Annotated in this window: 11 protein-coding genes; 6 read left to right on the top strand and 5 right to left on the bottom strand. The window is 73.8% G+C overall.

From position 1 onward, the window contains the following. Positions 1-8 precede the first annotated feature (8 nt). Together AC4BDD_RS27170 and AC4BDD_RS27175 are read right to left on the bottom strand one after the other, a co-directional pair. Positions 9-1,430 carry a lysine N(6)-hydroxylase/L-ornithine N(5)-oxygenase family protein gene (locus AC4BDD_RS27170; protein WP_490688092.1) on the bottom strand — a complete coding sequence of 474 codons (1,422 nt, stop codon included), beginning with the start codon at positions 1,428-1,430 and terminating at the stop codon, positions 9-11. Then, positions 1,427-2,938, bottom strand: a complete 1,512-nt coding sequence (locus AC4BDD_RS27175) for a pyridoxal phosphate-dependent decarboxylase family protein (RefSeq protein WP_490688093.1) — start codon at positions 2,936-2,938, stop codon at positions 1,427-1,429. The genes AC4BDD_RS27170 and AC4BDD_RS27175 overlap by 4 nt, the downstream gene beginning before the upstream one ends. Positions 2,939-3,160: 222 nt before the next feature. Between AC4BDD_RS27175 and AC4BDD_RS27180 the strand changes: the two genes are divergently transcribed. The 6 genes from AC4BDD_RS27180 (at position 3,161) to AC4BDD_RS27205 (ending at position 9,757) form a co-directional block, all read left to right on the top strand. Then, on the top strand, positions 3,161-3,640 hold the full coding sequence (locus AC4BDD_RS27180; RefSeq protein WP_490688094.1) for a VOC family protein: 480 nt from the start codon (positions 3,161-3,163) through the stop codon (positions 3,638-3,640). Between the two features lie 152 nt (positions 3,641-3,792). After that, a complete protein-coding gene (locus tag AC4BDD_RS27185; RefSeq protein ID WP_490688095.1) occupies positions 3,793-4,911 on the top strand; it encodes a CapA family protein in 1,119 nt (372 codons plus the stop codon). A gap of 71 nt (positions 4,912-4,982) precedes the next feature. After that, positions 4,983-5,951: an AAA family ATPase gene (locus tag AC4BDD_RS27190; RefSeq protein ID WP_490688096.1), complete on the top strand. Its 969-nt coding sequence runs from the start codon at positions 4,983-4,985 to the stop codon at positions 5,949-5,951. Further along, complete coding sequence (locus AC4BDD_RS27195) at positions 5,948-7,363, top strand: vWA domain-containing protein (RefSeq protein WP_490688097.1); 1,416 nt, start codon at positions 5,948-5,950, stop codon at positions 7,361-7,363. Before AC4BDD_RS27190 ends, AC4BDD_RS27195 begins: the two co-directional genes overlap by 4 nt. Positions 7,364-7,520: 157 nt before the next feature. Beyond that, positions 7,521-8,603: a S1 family peptidase gene (locus AC4BDD_RS27200; RefSeq protein WP_490688098.1), complete on the top strand. Its 1,083-nt coding sequence runs from the start codon at positions 7,521-7,523 to the stop codon at positions 8,601-8,603. Positions 8,604-8,803: 200 nt separating this feature from the next. Continuing rightward, positions 8,804-9,757 carry a molybdopterin-dependent oxidoreductase gene (locus AC4BDD_RS27205; RefSeq protein WP_490688099.1) on the top strand — a complete coding sequence of 318 codons (954 nt, stop codon included), beginning with the start codon at positions 8,804-8,806 and terminating at the stop codon, positions 9,755-9,757. A 22-nt stretch (positions 9,758-9,779) separates the two neighbouring features. Here AC4BDD_RS27205 and AC4BDD_RS27210 read toward each other — a convergent pair whose 3' ends face one another. The 3 genes from AC4BDD_RS27210 to AC4BDD_RS27220 are packed head-to-tail and all read right to left on the bottom strand — an operon-like array spanning position 9,780 to position 14,296. Beyond that, positions 9,780-11,900, bottom strand: a complete 2,121-nt coding sequence (locus AC4BDD_RS27210) for a DUF2264 domain-containing protein (protein WP_490688100.1) — start codon at positions 11,898-11,900, stop codon at positions 9,780-9,782. A gap of 22 nt (positions 11,901-11,922) precedes the next feature. After that, complete coding sequence (locus AC4BDD_RS27215) at positions 11,923-12,147, bottom strand: hypothetical protein (RefSeq protein ID WP_490688101.1); 225 nt, start codon at positions 12,145-12,147, stop codon at positions 11,923-11,925. 52 nt (positions 12,148-12,199) lie between these two features. Further along, on the bottom strand, positions 12,200-14,296 hold the full coding sequence (locus AC4BDD_RS27220) for a DUF6114 domain-containing protein (RefSeq protein WP_490688102.1): 2,097 nt from the start codon (positions 14,294-14,296) through the stop codon (positions 12,200-12,202). Positions 14,297-14,299: the final 3 nt, after the last annotated feature.

Here is a 14,299-nt window from a genome sequence, read left to right on the forward strand (position 1 = left end):
GGTTTCCGCTACGGGCGGCCGGGGCACGTCGCCGGAGCCGACTGGCGGTTGGGCGAGGGAACGTGGGCCGTGACCACAGGGCCGCGGCCCTCCGCCCGGCCCGTCAGGCCGAACGCGGTGAACGCGGTGCGCCGCGGCAGCCGGTAGGCGTCGCCGCCGGTGACGGCGTTGAGGATGACCGCCGACCGCCACGCGGCGAGCCCGAGGTCCGGGGCGCCGACCCCATGGGTGTGCCGCTCCGCGTTCTGCACGAACACCGAGCCGCCGACCGCGCGGTCGAGCACCAGCCGGTGGTCCGGATCGATCTCCGGGCGGCCCGACGCGTCCCGGGCGAGATGCGGAAGCAGCGGCGCGATCAGCCCGTCGACGGGGCGCTCGGCGTAACCCGTGGCGAGGACCACCGCGTCCGTCACCAGCACCGCCGAGCGCTGCTGCTGGGGGTGTTCGACCGCCAGCTCGATCCGGCCGCCGGCCCCGCGCGCGGCGGAGCGCACGGCCACGCCGGGGGTGAGGGTGGCGTCCGGCCAGCCACCCTCCAGGGACCGCCGGTACAGCTCGTCGTGGATCGCGCCGAGGATCTCCCCGCTGACCCCCTTGTACAGCTGCCACTGGCTCGGCAGGAGGCGGTCGCGAACCGGCTCGGACAGGCCGTGGAAGTACCGGGCGTAGTCGGGCGTGAACTGCTCCAGGCCCAGCTTGCTGTACTCCATGGGGGCGAAGGACGGGGTGCGCGCCAGCCAGGTGAGGCCCTCGCGGCCCATCGGACGCTGCCGCAGCAGGTCGAGGAAGACCTCGGCGCCGGACTGACCGGAGCCGACCACGGTGACGTGCCCCGCCGCGAGCAACTTCCGGCGATGACCGAGGTATTCACCGGAGTGCCACACCGGCGTGGAGGGGTCCTCGGCGAGCGGGCGCAGCGGCTCGGGGACGTGCGGGGCGGTGCCGATCCCGAGCACCAGATGGCGGGCGAACAGGCGGCTGACGCCCTCCGCGCCGCCGTCCGCGTCCAGGCGGGTGAAGGCCACCTCGAACGCCGCGCGCTCCGCGTCCCACCGGATGGTGTCCGCCTGGTGGCCGAAGCGGCAGCTGGGCAGCTGCTCACTGACCCAGCGGCAGTACGCGTCGAACTCCGTGCGGTGGATGTGGAACCGCTCGGCGAAGTAGAAGGGGAACAGCCGCTCGCGGGCCCTGAGGTGGTTGAGGAAGGACCAGCGGCTGGTCGGATCGACCAGGCTCACCAGATCGGCCAGAAAAGGCACTTGGACGGTGCTTCCCTCGATCAGCAGCCCCGGATGCCAGTGGAAGGCCGTGTGCTGTTCGAGGAAGGCGGCGCGCAGCCCCGGAACACCGTCGGCGAGCGCGGCGAGCGAGAGGTTGAACGGGCCGATGCCCACACCGAGCAGGTCGAGGGGGGTGCGTTCGGCGTTCATGGGGAGTCTCCGGGGTCGGGGTCGGGGTCGGGGTCGGACGCGGACCGGGCCGCCGCCTGGGCCGCCGCGCTGTCGGCGACCAGACCGAGCAGCTCTTGGAGGTCGGTGGCGCGGGTGCGGGGGTTGAGCAGGGTGGCCTTGAGCCAGAGGCGGCCGCGGCCGCCGGTGTCCTCGGCGACGGCACGACCGAGCACGGCCCGGCCCTCGACGAGCAGTTGCCGCCGTACGGCGGCGACGAGCGCGTCCCCGTCGCGCCCGGAGAGCCGATCGGCCGCCACGGGGCGGAACAGCACGGTGCTGATGCCGATCCCCCCGGGGCGGCGACGCAGCGCGGGGTGCGCGTCGACGGCTCGCGCGCATTCCTCGGCGGCCTCGACGCATCCCTCGACCAGGGCGCCGAGGCCCTCCCGGCCGAGCGCGCGCAGGGTGACCGCGATCTTCAGCGCGTCGGGCCGCCGGGAGGTGCGGACCGACCGGCCCAGCAGATCGGGCAGCCCCGCCTCCATGTCGTCGTCCGCGTTCAGGTACGCGGTGCGGCAGGCGAGATGGCTCAGCGTGCCCGCGTCGGCGAGGGCGAGGACGCCGGCGGCCACCGGCTGCCACCCCAGCTTGTGCAGGTCGAAGGCGACGGTCACGGCGCGCTCGATGCCCGCCAGGCGGGGTGCCAGGCGCCGGCTGAACAGCAGCGGACCGCCGTACGCGGCGTCGATGTGCAACTCGGCGCCATGGGCGGCCGCGAGCTGGGCCAGCCGCGGCAGCGGGTCGATCAGCCCCTCGTCGGTGGTGCCGGCGGTGGCCACCAGCAGCAGCGGCATGTCCCGGTGCGCGGCCAGCGCGCGGTCCACGGCGGCCGGTGACAGCCGCCCGGCACGGCAGGCGACGGTGACCGGAGCGGGCAGGCCGAGCATCCAGGCGGCCCGGTGCACACTGTGGTGCGCGTTGGCCCCGCACACCACCTGCACGCTCCGGGCGCCGGCGGCACGCGCCCGCTCGCGGGCGAGCAGCAGCGCCACCAGATTGGACTCGGTGGCGCCACTGGTGACCAGCGCGTCCGGGGCGGGCTCGGTCGGATAGACCAGTGCGGCCAGCGCGGCGCCGACCTCCCGCTCGACCACCGAGGCGGCGGGCGCCTGGTCCCAGGAGTCCATCGACGGGTTGAGCACCGAGGCGGCGAGATCGGCGGCCACCGCGACGGCGAGCGGCGGGCACTGCAGATGGCCGGCACAGTGCGGATGGGCGGGATCGACGGCCCCCAGGGCCACGGCGCCGACGACCGCACGCAGCGCCTGGGCCGGTCCGGTGCCGCGCTCCGGCAGCACCGGCAGGCAGGCGGCCCGCACCGCGTCGGCGACGGGCCCGGGCCCGCCCCGGGGCAGTGGTCCGCCCCGCCCGGCGGCGGCCTCGCTGAGCACGTCCCCCACGACACCGCTGAAGTCCCGCCACGCTGATGGGCCATCAGGCCCGCCGGCGAGGAGCTGACCGGGCGGATCGACGGAAGACGTCGGCATGAGGAAGCCCTTCGGGATCGATGGCGGGCTGAAGAAGCCAGTCACCCCGCATAACGCGCCCGACCGGGACATGGAACGGCCGCCGCGCCGCCGCGTCCGGCGAAGCCGTGCCCCCTGGACCGATGCGTTTGCCTCGCCGGACCGGTCGGTATAGATGCACACGCTTGACAGCCGGACGGCCGGCTCACCTGTCGGCCGACGCCCAGCCGCAGGGAGAAAGCGATGACCACCGACGGATTCACCACATGCCTGTGGTTCGACGGCCAGGCGGAAGAGGCCGCGGACCACTATGTCTCGATCTTCAAGGACTCCCGGCTCGGCAGGGTGAGCCGCTACACCGAGGCGGGGCCCGGGCCCGTCGGGGACGTGCTGGCCGTCGAGTTCGAGGCCAACGGACAGAGGTTCATGGCGCTGAACGGCGGGCCTGAGTTCACCTTCAACGAGGCGGTCTCGTTCCAGATCTTCTGCGACGACCAGGAAGAGCTGGACTACTACTGGAGGCGGCTGTCGGACGGCGGCCAGGAGATCGCCTGCGGCTGGCTGAAGGACAAGTACGGAGTGTGCTGGCAGGTCATCCCCGCGCCGCTCCTGGACATGATCAGCGATCCGGACCCGGAGAAGGCGACGCGGACCACCCGGGCGATGCTCTCGATGACCAAGCTCGACTTCGCCGCACTCCGCAAGGCCCATGCCGGGGAGTAGCGCCGACCTGCGGCGTTGGGGCCGGCCGGCGGCCCCGGGCGGCCGCGCCGCTGCCCCGCCCGCGGCGGCCGTGCCGCGCTGCCCCGCCACCCCCGGCGACTGTGCCGCGCCTCTGGTGGGAATTTCCCCGTCCGCGGTTCTAGCCTGGGGGAGTGCGCGGTGATCTGCTCACGTTGTCCCTCTGCGGCGATGTGATGCTCGGCCGCGGCGTCGACCAGATCCTTCCGCATCCCGGCGACCCCGCGCTGCGGGAGATGTACATCCCAGACGCCCGCGCCTATGTCGAGCTGGCGGAAGAGGCGAACGGCCCGATTCCCCGTCCGGCCGACTTCAGCTGGCCGTGGGGCGACGCCCTGCGCGTGCTCGACGATGCCGCACCCGACGCCTGGGTGATCAATCTGGAGACCAGCATCACGCGTGACGGCTCCTTCATGCCGGGCAAGGGCGTCCACTACCGCATGAATCCCGCCAATGTGCCGTGCTTGACCGCCGGCCGCCCCGACGTCTGCGTCCTGGCGAACAACCACGTCCTGGACTTCGGCCACGGCGGACTCCGGGAGACCCTCGACACCCTGGCGGACGCGCGGCTGCGCACCGCCGGGGCGGGCCGGGACGCGGAGGCGGCACGCCGCCCGGCGATCGTCCCCGTCGACGGCGGGCCGCGGGTGCTGGTGCTGTCCGTGGGGGTGCCGACCAGTGGCATCCCGCTGGACTGGGCCGCGGGCTCGGACCACGGCGGGGTCGACCTCGTGGACCGGCCGACGGCCGGGGCCGCGGCCGGGCTCATCGAGCGGGTGCGGCAGTCGAGGCGGCCCGGCGACGTGGTGGTGGTCTCCGTCCACTGGGGCGCCAACTGGGGCTACGGCGTCTCCCGTGACGAGATCCGCTTCGCACACGCGCTCATCGACGGCGGCGTGGACGTGGTGCACGGGCACTCCTCGCACCACCCGCGTCCTGCGGAGGTGTACGGCGAGCGGCTGATCCTCTACGGCTGCGGCGACTTCATCGATGACTACGAGGGCATCCGCGGTTACGAGCAGTACCGGGACGACCTGCGCCCGCTGTACCTCGTCTCGCTTGAGCCGGACACCGGCATCCTCCGCGACCTGCGGATCGTCCCGTTCCAGGCCCGCCGGATGCGGCTGTGCCCCGCCTCGGCGGAGGACAGCGGGTGGCTGCGGGCGGTCCTGGACCGGGTCAGCCGCGGCTTCGGCACGCGCGTCGGCTCCGAGCCGGACGGCACGCTCACCCTCCGGCGCCCCGAAGAGTGACCGGCCGGGACCTGGCGCCCGGTGGCTGGCAGGATACGGGCACGGTGCCGTGGCGAGGGGGAGTTGACGACATGAACGACGACGCGAACGACGACGTGAACGACGGCATGGGGGACGGCATGGCGGGCGGGGGCGGGCGCGCGCCCGGGGCAGCGGACGCGGACGGGTCCGGGATCCGCCCCACCGGCTTCTTCCGCTCCGTGGACGAGGTCTCCGCGCAGCTGGCCGAGGCGGGCTACCTGGCCTCGACCGCGGTCGCCACCACCGTCTTCCTGGCCGACCGGCTTGGCAAGCCGCTGCTGGTGGAAGGCCCGGCCGGTGTCGGCAAGACCGAGCTGGCCAAGGCGGTGGCACGGGTCGGCGGCGCTCGGCTGGTCAGGCTGCAGTGCTACGAGGGCATCGACGAGTCCCGCGCGCTGTACGAGTGGAACCACGCCAAGCAGCTGCTGCGCATCACCGCCGGCCGGGACGAGAGCTGGGACGAGACCCGGACCGACGTCTTCAGCGAGGAGTTCCTGCTCGCCCGCCCGCTGCTCACCGCGATCCGCGGTGCCGAGCCCACCGTGCTGCTGATCGACGAGATGGACAAGGCCGACGTCGAGGTGGAGGGCCTGCTGCTGGAGGTGCTGAGCGACTTCCAGGTCACCGTCCCCGAACTCGGCACCGTCACCGCGACCCGCCGCCCCTTCGTCGTCCTCACCTCCAACGCGACCCGCGAGCTGTCCGAGGCCCTGCGCCGCCGCTGCCTCTTCCTGCACATCGACTTCCCCGACCCGGAGCTCGAACAGCGGATCGTCCGGCTCAAGGTGCCCGGCCTGGACGAGGTGCTCGCCGACTCGCTGGTCGAGGTGGTCGGCGCGCTGCGCGGAATGGAGCTGCGCAAGGCGCCGTCGGTGGCCGAGACCATCGACTGGGCCCGCACCCTGCTCGCTCTTGGCGCCGACACCCTTCAGGAGAGCGTCGTCCGCGACAGCCTCGGGGTGATCCTCAAGCACCAGGACGACGTCCTCAAGGCCACCCAGAAGCTGACCCTGGCATGACCGGACCGGGGAACTCCGCCATCGGTGCGCCCGCCGGCTCCGAGCCGGTGCGCGCCCTCCCCGGGCGGCTGACCGGATTCGTCCAGGCGCTCCGCGGCCATGGCATACGCGTCGGGCCCGGCGAGACCGTCGACGCGGCGGCGGTCCTGGACGTCCTCGGCCTCGCCGACCGGGAGCGGATCCGCGAAGGACTCGCCGCGACCCTGCTGCGCGGCGAGGGCCAGCGCGCGGTGTTCGACTCGACCTTCGACCTGTTCTTCCCGCTCGGCGTCGGCCCGCGTGAAGGTGCCCGCTCCACCGGTGAGACGGACCTCGCCGACCTGCGTGACCGCCTGGCCGCCGCGCTGGCCGCCGGCGACCAGACAGCGCTGGCCCAGCTCGCCGGGGAGGCGGTGGACACGCTCGGCCGGTACGGCTCGGGCTCCGGCACCGGTTCGGACGGCTGGTCCGCGCACCAGACCCTGGACCGGCTGCGGCCGCAGACCCTGCTCGCCCGCGTGCGCGACGCCCGGCGCGAGGGACGGGCCCCCGACTTCACCGACCGGCTCGACGAGGACGAGATCCGGCGCATGATCGAGGCCTTCCGCCGACAGGTGGCGACCGAGGCCCGGCGCCGGGCCGCCGAACTGCGCGGCACCGAGGAGATCGCCCGGCGCGGCGTCGCCCCCAGCGCCGACCAGGTCGACTTCCTGATCGCCGGCCGGGACCAACTCGCCGAGCTGCGCCGGGCGGTCCAGCCGCTGGCCCGCAAGCTCGCCACCCGGCTCGCCGCGCGCCGCCGGCAGGCCGCCCGCGGCCAGATCGATCTGCGGCGTACGCTGCGGCGCTCGCTGTCCACCGGCGGCGTGCCGCTGCGCCCGGTCCTGCGCCGCCGCCGTCCCGCCCGTCCGGAGATCGTGCTGCTGTGCGATGTGTCCGGCTCGGTGGCCGGCTTCGCGAACTTCACCATGCTGCTGGTCCAGGCGATGCGCGACCAGTTCAGCAAGGTGCGGGTCTTCGCCTTCGTCAACCGCACCGACGAGGTGACCGGGCTGGTCACCGCGGGATCGGCCGACCCCGGCACGCTGGGCCGGCGCATCCTTGACGAGGCCACGGTCACCGGATGGCACGGCAGCAGTGACTACGGCGCTGCCCTGGCGGAGTTCGCCGACCGCCACCTCGACGCCGTCTCCCCGCGCACTTGCGTCCTCATCCTCGGTGACGCCCGGACCAACGGCTACGACCCCAACCTGCCCGCCCTGCGGCGCATCACCGAGCGCGCCCGCCGGGTCTACTGGCTCAACCCCGAGCCGACCGCCCAGTGGCCGACCGGCGACTCGGCCGCCCTGGCCTATGCCGGTGTCGTCGAGATGCACCCGTGCCGCAACGCGCGGCGGCTCGGCGAGCTCGTCGCCCGGCTCCTGCCGGTCTGAATCGACTGATCAGTGCTGACTTCGGCTTATACGATGTGTCGGCGTGCGTTTCCGGTTTGTGCGGGTTACGTATGGTCTGTGACTCGGGCGTGTACCGGGTCCGGAGACCGGAACAACCCCACTGCCGGGCCCATCGCCCACTGGAGGTATTGAGTTGTTGAAGCGCACGAGCGGACCGAGGCGCCGTACGGCGATCGCGGGTGCCGGCGTGGTGGCTCTGACCGCCGCCACGCTCGCCCTGCAGAGCGCCGACGCCGCCCCCGGCCCCGCCTTCGACCCCGAGCCGATTTCAGCCATTCAGGCCAGACAGCTGGCCACCGCCATCGGTTCCGACATGGGTCCGGACACGGCCGGCTCCTACTACGACGCCGACAGCCGCACGCTGGTCGTCAACGTGCTGAACGAGACCACCGCCGCGAAGGTCCGCGCGGCCGGCGCCCAGGCCCGGATCGTCGAGCACTCCCGCGCCTCACTCGACGAGGCCCGCGCCACCCTGCGGAGGCAGGCCGCCATCCCCGGGACCTCCTGGGCGACCGACCCGCGGCTCAACAAGGTGGTCGTCACCGCTGACAGCACCGTCAAGAACCGGGACCTGGAGCGGTTGGAGAGGGTCGTCTCCAGGCTCGGCGACCGCGCCGCCGCCATCAGGCGGTCACCGGGCAGGCTCCAGCCGCTGATCACCGGCGGTGACGCGATCTGGGGCGACGGCGTCCGCTGTTCGCTCGGCTTCAACGTCATCAAGGGCGGCGAGCCCTACTTCCTGACCGCCGGACACTGCACCAACGAGGTCGCGAGCTGGTCGGCCACACAGGGCGGCCCGCAGGTCGCGCGGACCGAGACCAGCCGCTTCCCCGGCGACGACTACGGCATCGCGGCCTACACCACCGACACCCCGCACCCCAGCTCGGTGAACCTCTACAACGGCACCACGCAGCCCATCACCCAGGCGGGCGACGCGCTCGTCGGCCAGCACGTGCGGCGCAGCGGCAGCACCACCCGGGTGCACGAGGGCGACGTCATCGCACTGGACGCGACCGCCAACTACGAGCAGGGCACGGTCGAGGGCCTGATCCAGACCACCGTCTGCGCCGAGCCCGGCGACAGCGGCGGCTCGCTCTTCGTGGACGACACGGCGCTGGGACTGACCTCCGGCGGCAGCGGCGACTGCGCCACCGGCGGCGAGACCTTCTACCAGCCGGTGACCGAGGCACTGGAAGCCACCGGATCGCGGATCGGCTGACCCGCGGCACCACCAGGCGGCCGGCCCGGAGGGGACTCCCGGCCGGCCGCGCCGCACGCGTGTTCACCCATCGATCAACTGTCGCGACACGGCAGCCCGATGGACGTACGGTGGGAACCACGTGGCCATCGGGGGTGGCTGCGCCGCACGTCCGCAGCCGTGCGGCGCCGTAGCGCCCTCACCAGCATGCGAGGACGCACATGGATCAGTTGTCGGCGGACTTCCTCACCCCGGTCGGGCGGGTCTTCACCAGGACGCACTTCGGCACGATGCTGGACGTGGACGCCTCGGCCTGGTCGCTGCGGATAGAAGGGCTCGTCGAACACCCCCTCCGGTTCACCCTGGAGGAGCTGAAGGACCTGCCGGCCACCCGGCTCACCGCCTTCCACGAGTGCTTCGGCAGCCCCCTGCGACCGAATGTCCCGGTGCGTGCGGTGGCCAACCTTCAGTGGCTCGGGGTCCGGCTGGCGGACCTCCTGGAGCGGGCGGTGCCACAGCAGGGCGCGCGGCACGTCTGGCTGGAGGGCCTGGACCGCGGCAGCTTCCACGGCTCAGAGGAGGTCACCTACCTCAAGGACCTGCCGCTGGAGACCGCCCGCCACGATCTGCTGGTCGCCTACGAGATGAACGGCAAGCCGCTGGAGAGCCGGCACGGATTCCCGGTGCGCGCCGTGGTTCCCCGGATGTTCGGCACCAACTCCGTCAAGTGGCTCAGCCGCGTCATCGTCTCCGACGCCCGGCCCGAGCACCTCTTCACCACCCGGTTCTACAACCGGGTCGAGCCGGACAGTGGCGAACTGCGCCCGGTGCGGCAGGTCGACGTCAACAGCGTGCTCATCAGCCCCCGGGACAAGGAGGAACTCCAGTCGGGGCAGGTCGAGATCAGCGGCTGGGCGTGGAGCGCCACCGAGGTCGTCGGCGTCGACATCTCCGTGGACGACGGCCCCTGGGAGGCGGCGCTCCTCGCCGAGCGCGGCGAGGAGCCGACCTGGCAGCGGTTCTCCCTGACCGCGGCGCTGAGCCCCGGGCCGCACCGGATCAGGTGCCGCGCCCGGGACCGCGCGGGCCGTGAGCAGCCGGAGCCGGGTGCCCGCAACTCCCGCCAGGAGATACGCGTCCTGGTCCGCGGCGCTGACGGTGGAGGGTCGGACTGAGGCGAGGTTCTCGGCAGGTGCCTCAGCAGGTGCTTCGGCAGGTGTCCTCAGCGGTCCGCTCGCCCGGGCGGCCGGGGGCGACCACCGGGGCCTCTCCCGGAGTCAGCCGGGCATAGTGCACCGGCCCGGGCAGCCGGCGACCGCCGAGCGTGGCGGCCTGAGAGCTCTGCCCGCCCAGCGCCACCAGCACCCAGGTGCCGTCCGGGAAGCGCGCGGTGACGGTCGTTCCGGCGGTCTCGCAGAGCACTTCGGGCGAGTCCGGTCCTGATCCGGTGGCGCGCTCCAGGCCGACCAGGCAGACGTACAGGGTCCGCTCCGCCGTGCGCCCGGCGGTGGCGTACGGGACGGCCGACAGCTGGGCGAAGGCGCTGGTGCCCTCGGCCGCCGCGACAGCCACCGCGTCATGGCCGTGCAGCGAGACGAAGGTGCTGGTCAGCCCGGAGCCGGTGACGGCCGCCGCCCACCGCTCGCCGCCGCGGTGCCGTGGGGCGCACGCGTCCGCGACCTGCCAGCCGCTGTCGTACAGCGACAGCCCGGCGGGGGCGTCCACCAGATGTGCGCGCAGCTCCCACGGTCCCCACACCACGCTCGCCGTCTCGATCCTCGCGGGTGGCCCCGCCCGGCCGGTTCGGCCTGCCCGGCCCGGCCAGACCGGGCGGTGCCAGGACGCCGCGTGCCGGTCGACGACCCGGATCCGGTGGATGCGGGTCCGCGCGGACAGCCCGTGGACCGGGTCCAGCAGCCCGACATGGTTGTCCGCGTGGAGCCACCGCGGCCGGTCTTCCGCGGCCGGCGGTGCGGCGGCCGGGCCTTGCGCGGCAGGGGATTCCGGGGCCGGGGGCAGACAGGGGCCGGTCACCGTGGAGTAGGCGAGACGGGCGTAGTGCGGGTCCGCGGTGGCGCGGCCCGGCGCCTGGTTGTCGCTGCCGTGGTTGACCAGCCGCACGATGCCGTCGCCACCGGTCGTGGTGACCAGGAAGCCGGGGACCGGCATCGCCCGGGTCCGGTCCGGGCCTTCTGCCGGCAGTGGTTCCTCCACCGCCGTCCAGCACGGATGGTCCGGCGGCAGCAGCAGCCCGGCGAACGCCTTGGCCAGCCAGTACGGCGAGCCCGGACCCGAATAGTCCTGCACCATCGCGGGGACGGGCCGCCGGTACCAGCCGAGGGTCGGGATGCCGTGAGCGTCGCGGAAGCCGCGGTCCACGAAGTGCCGCAGCGCCCCGCTGGCCAGCCGGCGGGTGAGGCCGGGCGTCAGCGGCGTGGCGTCGGCCAGCGCCCCGATCCAGGGTGCCGCCGCCGCGGCGAACCGGTAGACCAGGGAGCGGCCTTGGTGCACGGGGGCGCCGTCGGAGCCGAAGAAGAGGGCGTAGTCCTCCAGGAACCGCCGCAGCCGCTTCGCGAACACCGGCAGCCGCGCGGCTCCCCGCGCACCGGCCATCCGGGCCCACAGCACGGGGTAGTAGTGCATCGCCCAGCCGCCGTAGTGGTCGAAGTTGTCCCCGCTCCGGGCGTCACCTCCGTCGCGGTACCACCCGTCGGCCACGTGGAAGTCCTCGATCCGGGCCAGATCCGCCTCCATCCGGCCACGGTCGTGCGGGGCACCGGCACCCGCCAGGAACTCCCCGACCACCACCCGGAACAGATGCCAGTTGTTGTCCGGGATCGCCAGCCCCCAGACGCCCTGGAACCAGCCCACAACCCGCTCCCGGACCCCCGGGCCGAGCCGGTCCCACAGCCATGGCCGGGTCAGATGCAGCCCCAGGGCGAGCGAGCAGGCCTCGACCAGGGTCTGCCGGCACGCTCCGGTGATGGCCGGCCATGCCTCGGGGTGGCTCGGGTCGGTGCCCGCGGCGATCCCGTCGGCGTAACGGCCGAGCAGCCCTTCCGGAGCCCGGCCGCCGGATCCGGCCATCCGGTAGGCCAGCAGCAGGAAGGTGCGGGCGAAACCCTCGAGTTGATCGGAGTCGGGCCCCGAGCAGGACGCCCGGCCCGGCAGCACGATCCGGGCACCGGCCGGGGAGGCGAAACGACGCGCGTCGGTCAGCAGCCGGTCGGCGATGGCCAGCCAGTGCTCCCTGCCGTAGCCGGTGAAGGGCGAGAGCGCCCGGTTCTCCGGCGGCGATTCCGGTTCGGAGGGGAACATGGCCGGCCACCTCGGGGGGACGTCAGCACTGCTGGTTGGCGAACAGCTCCAGATGCCCGCAGCCGGGACAGCGGTAGGCGTCGATCTGCCACCGGGGCCGCCCCATCCGCTTGGCGCCGCCGAGTATGCCCCGCTCAAGCGGACCGCGTATCCACCGGGCGTAACCGCGGGAGTGTTCGCCGGCATCCTCCACGAAGCCCGTCTCCAGGCCCGTCGTCTGACACTGTGTACACCGCAATTCGTTCACCGGTCGGAGTCTAGGGGGCGTCCGCCGCGGGCGTTCGACCAGACCGCCCCGGTCACCGTGAGGCGGTCTGCAGCAGCCCGGGGACGGTCAACCGGTCGGCGCTCAGCAGGTGGTTGTGCGCGGTGACATCGGTCATGAAGATCGGAATGGGCAGGGTCAGCCCAGGCGGCAGCGGCGGCGGCGTCCGCGGTGTGAAGGTTACGGGCAGCAGCCCGAGCAGTCTGCCGCTCAGCAGCTTGCTGAGGATCACCACCGGGGTGCCGGTCGCCGTCACCGTGCCGCCGGGGCTGCCCTCGGTGGACAGGTTTCCCTGACAAGGTGGCCAGGGGTTCCCGAAGTCGGTCAGCCCCAGGTGCGGGAGGCCGATCCCCAGGATGGAGACGGAGAGTCCGAGCGGTCCTGCGATGGGAGGCCGGGGCGGCGCCTGCCCCCACCCGGCCGGGGCGCCGTGGAGATCGGGGCAGTGCGGGGCGAGCAGCGGCGCGTCCTGCCGGAGGCTGTGAATGTCCACCCGGAAGGCGGTGAACGCCAGAACCCGCTCCGGGCCTGACGCCGTGTCCACCTCGGTGATGCCCCGGTAGGTGAGCCCGGTGAGCAGGAGCAGCGGCGTACGCACCACCGAGGGCTGGACGGCGGTACGGGCACCGAAGCGGCGGGCGCCGAGCGACACTTCGAGCGAGATCTCCGGCAGGCACCACGGTGAGGGCCGGGTGCCGACCCCGGCGCGGATGCGCAGCGGAAGCAGCGAGGCCAGTCGGTCCATCCCGCCGTCGCGGGGGAGCGGCGGCAGCGAGACCGTCAGCTGGGCGGGCAGACGGTCCGGATCCTCCTTCGGCGACGACTTCTCCTCCGGCCCCGGGTGCCGGTCGCCGTGGTGGGGTGCGTGGCCGGCCCGGAGGGCGGAGAGCAAACCTGTCGACCGGGCCTCGTACGGACGCGAATCGGACGGATGCCGATCGGACGGATGCCGATCGGACGGATGCGGCTCGGACGGACGCGGCTCGGCGGAGCGCCGCCCGGAGGAGCGGGGGTGCGGGATCGTCGGATCCGGGGAGCGCCGCTCGGCGGAGTGCCGCTCGCCGGTACCGATCAGGCCGCTGACCGCGCCGAGCAGCCGCTCCACGACCGGCGCGTCGGCCCGTTCGTCCGCATCCCGCCCATGGTCCGGCGAGGACCTCGGCGCCGCGGGGGCGGGGGTGGAGGAGAGACCGGGGGATGCGTGGCGTGGACGGCCGACGGGGTGTCCGGGCGCCCGGCCTGTCTCCCCGTGATGCCCGGCATGCCGCTCGCGCCTGCCCTCCGAGTGGCCGCCCGGGCGGTGCGGCGGGCTGCCGGGGGTCGCCCCCGCCGCGGTCAGCACCGCGTCGAGCAGCGAGCAGACCGTGGGCTTCGAGGCGTTCCGCCCCCGCTCCTCCGCCGCGTATCGAGGGCGGTCGGGCCGCGGTGTGTGCGAGCGGGCGGTGGCGGACGGGGGTGGCTGGAGCCCGGTGGCGAGCAGCGCCCCGACCGGCAGGATCCCGAACGCGAGCAAGGGGTTTCGCGCGGTGGGCCCGGAGCCGGAGCGCCCCGACGCGGCCGCTGCCCCGGTGCGTCCTGAACCCGTCTCAGCCCCGGCAGTGGTGCCGCTCTCCGTCCCGGGCCCTGGACCTTCTCCTGGCCCCACGCCCGTTCCCGCTTCCGTGCCCGGGCCCGCTCCCATGCCCGCACCCGCGTCCGGATCCGGGTCCGTCCCCGCGTCCGGCTCCCCGGGAGGGCCCCAACTCCCCTTGCGGTTACGGCCGGGGCGGCGGGGGCCGGGCGGCCGCTCCGGGACCCAGCTGACCGCCATGGAGCCGCCGAGGACGCCCAGCAGGAAACCGACCAGAAATCCGCCGAGGTTGGACAGGACCAGCGACGCCACCGCGAAGACCAGAGTGGCGATGCCCGCGAAGACCCGGTAGCGCGGGGCCAGCCAGAGGGTGAGCCCGAGGACCACCATGAACAGGCCCATCAGCACCCCGGATACGCCGGCGACGCCCTCATGGATCAGCAGATCCAGCGGTGCCAACGGGATGGAGAGGATCTCCACGCCTGCCAGCACTGTCCAGACACCGGCCCAGAACGGGCGGCTGCGGCGCCAGTCCCGGAACGCCCGCCGCGCGGTTCCCACCGA

Source organism: Streptomyces sp. JLBT605 (assembly GCF_058215555.1).

Excerpts from the sequence above, each read along its gene's own strand:
- AC4BDD_RS27170 (WP_490688092.1), bottom strand. The coding sequence starts at position 1,430 with ATGAACGCCGAACGCACCCCCCTCGACCTGCTCGGTGTGGGCATCGGC.
- AC4BDD_RS27190 (WP_490688096.1), top strand. The coding sequence starts at position 4,983 with ATGAACGACGACGCGAACGACGACGTGAACGACGGCATGGGGGACGGC.
- AC4BDD_RS27210 (WP_490688100.1), bottom strand. The coding sequence starts at position 11,900 with ATGTTCCCCTCCGAACCGGAATCGCCGCCGGAGAACCGGGCGCTCTCG.
- AC4BDD_RS27180 (WP_490688094.1), top strand. The coding sequence starts at position 3,161 with ATGACCACCGACGGATTCACCACATGCCTGTGGTTCGACGGCCAGGCG.
- AC4BDD_RS27175 (WP_490688093.1), bottom strand. The coding sequence starts at position 2,938 with ATGCCGACGTCTTCCGTCGATCCGCCCGGTCAGCTCCTCGCCGGCGGG.
- AC4BDD_RS27195 (WP_490688097.1), top strand. The coding sequence starts at position 5,948 with ATGACCGGACCGGGGAACTCCGCCATCGGTGCGCCCGCCGGCTCCGAG.
- AC4BDD_RS27205 (WP_490688099.1), top strand. The coding sequence starts at position 8,804 with ATGGATCAGTTGTCGGCGGACTTCCTCACCCCGGTCGGGCGGGTCTTC.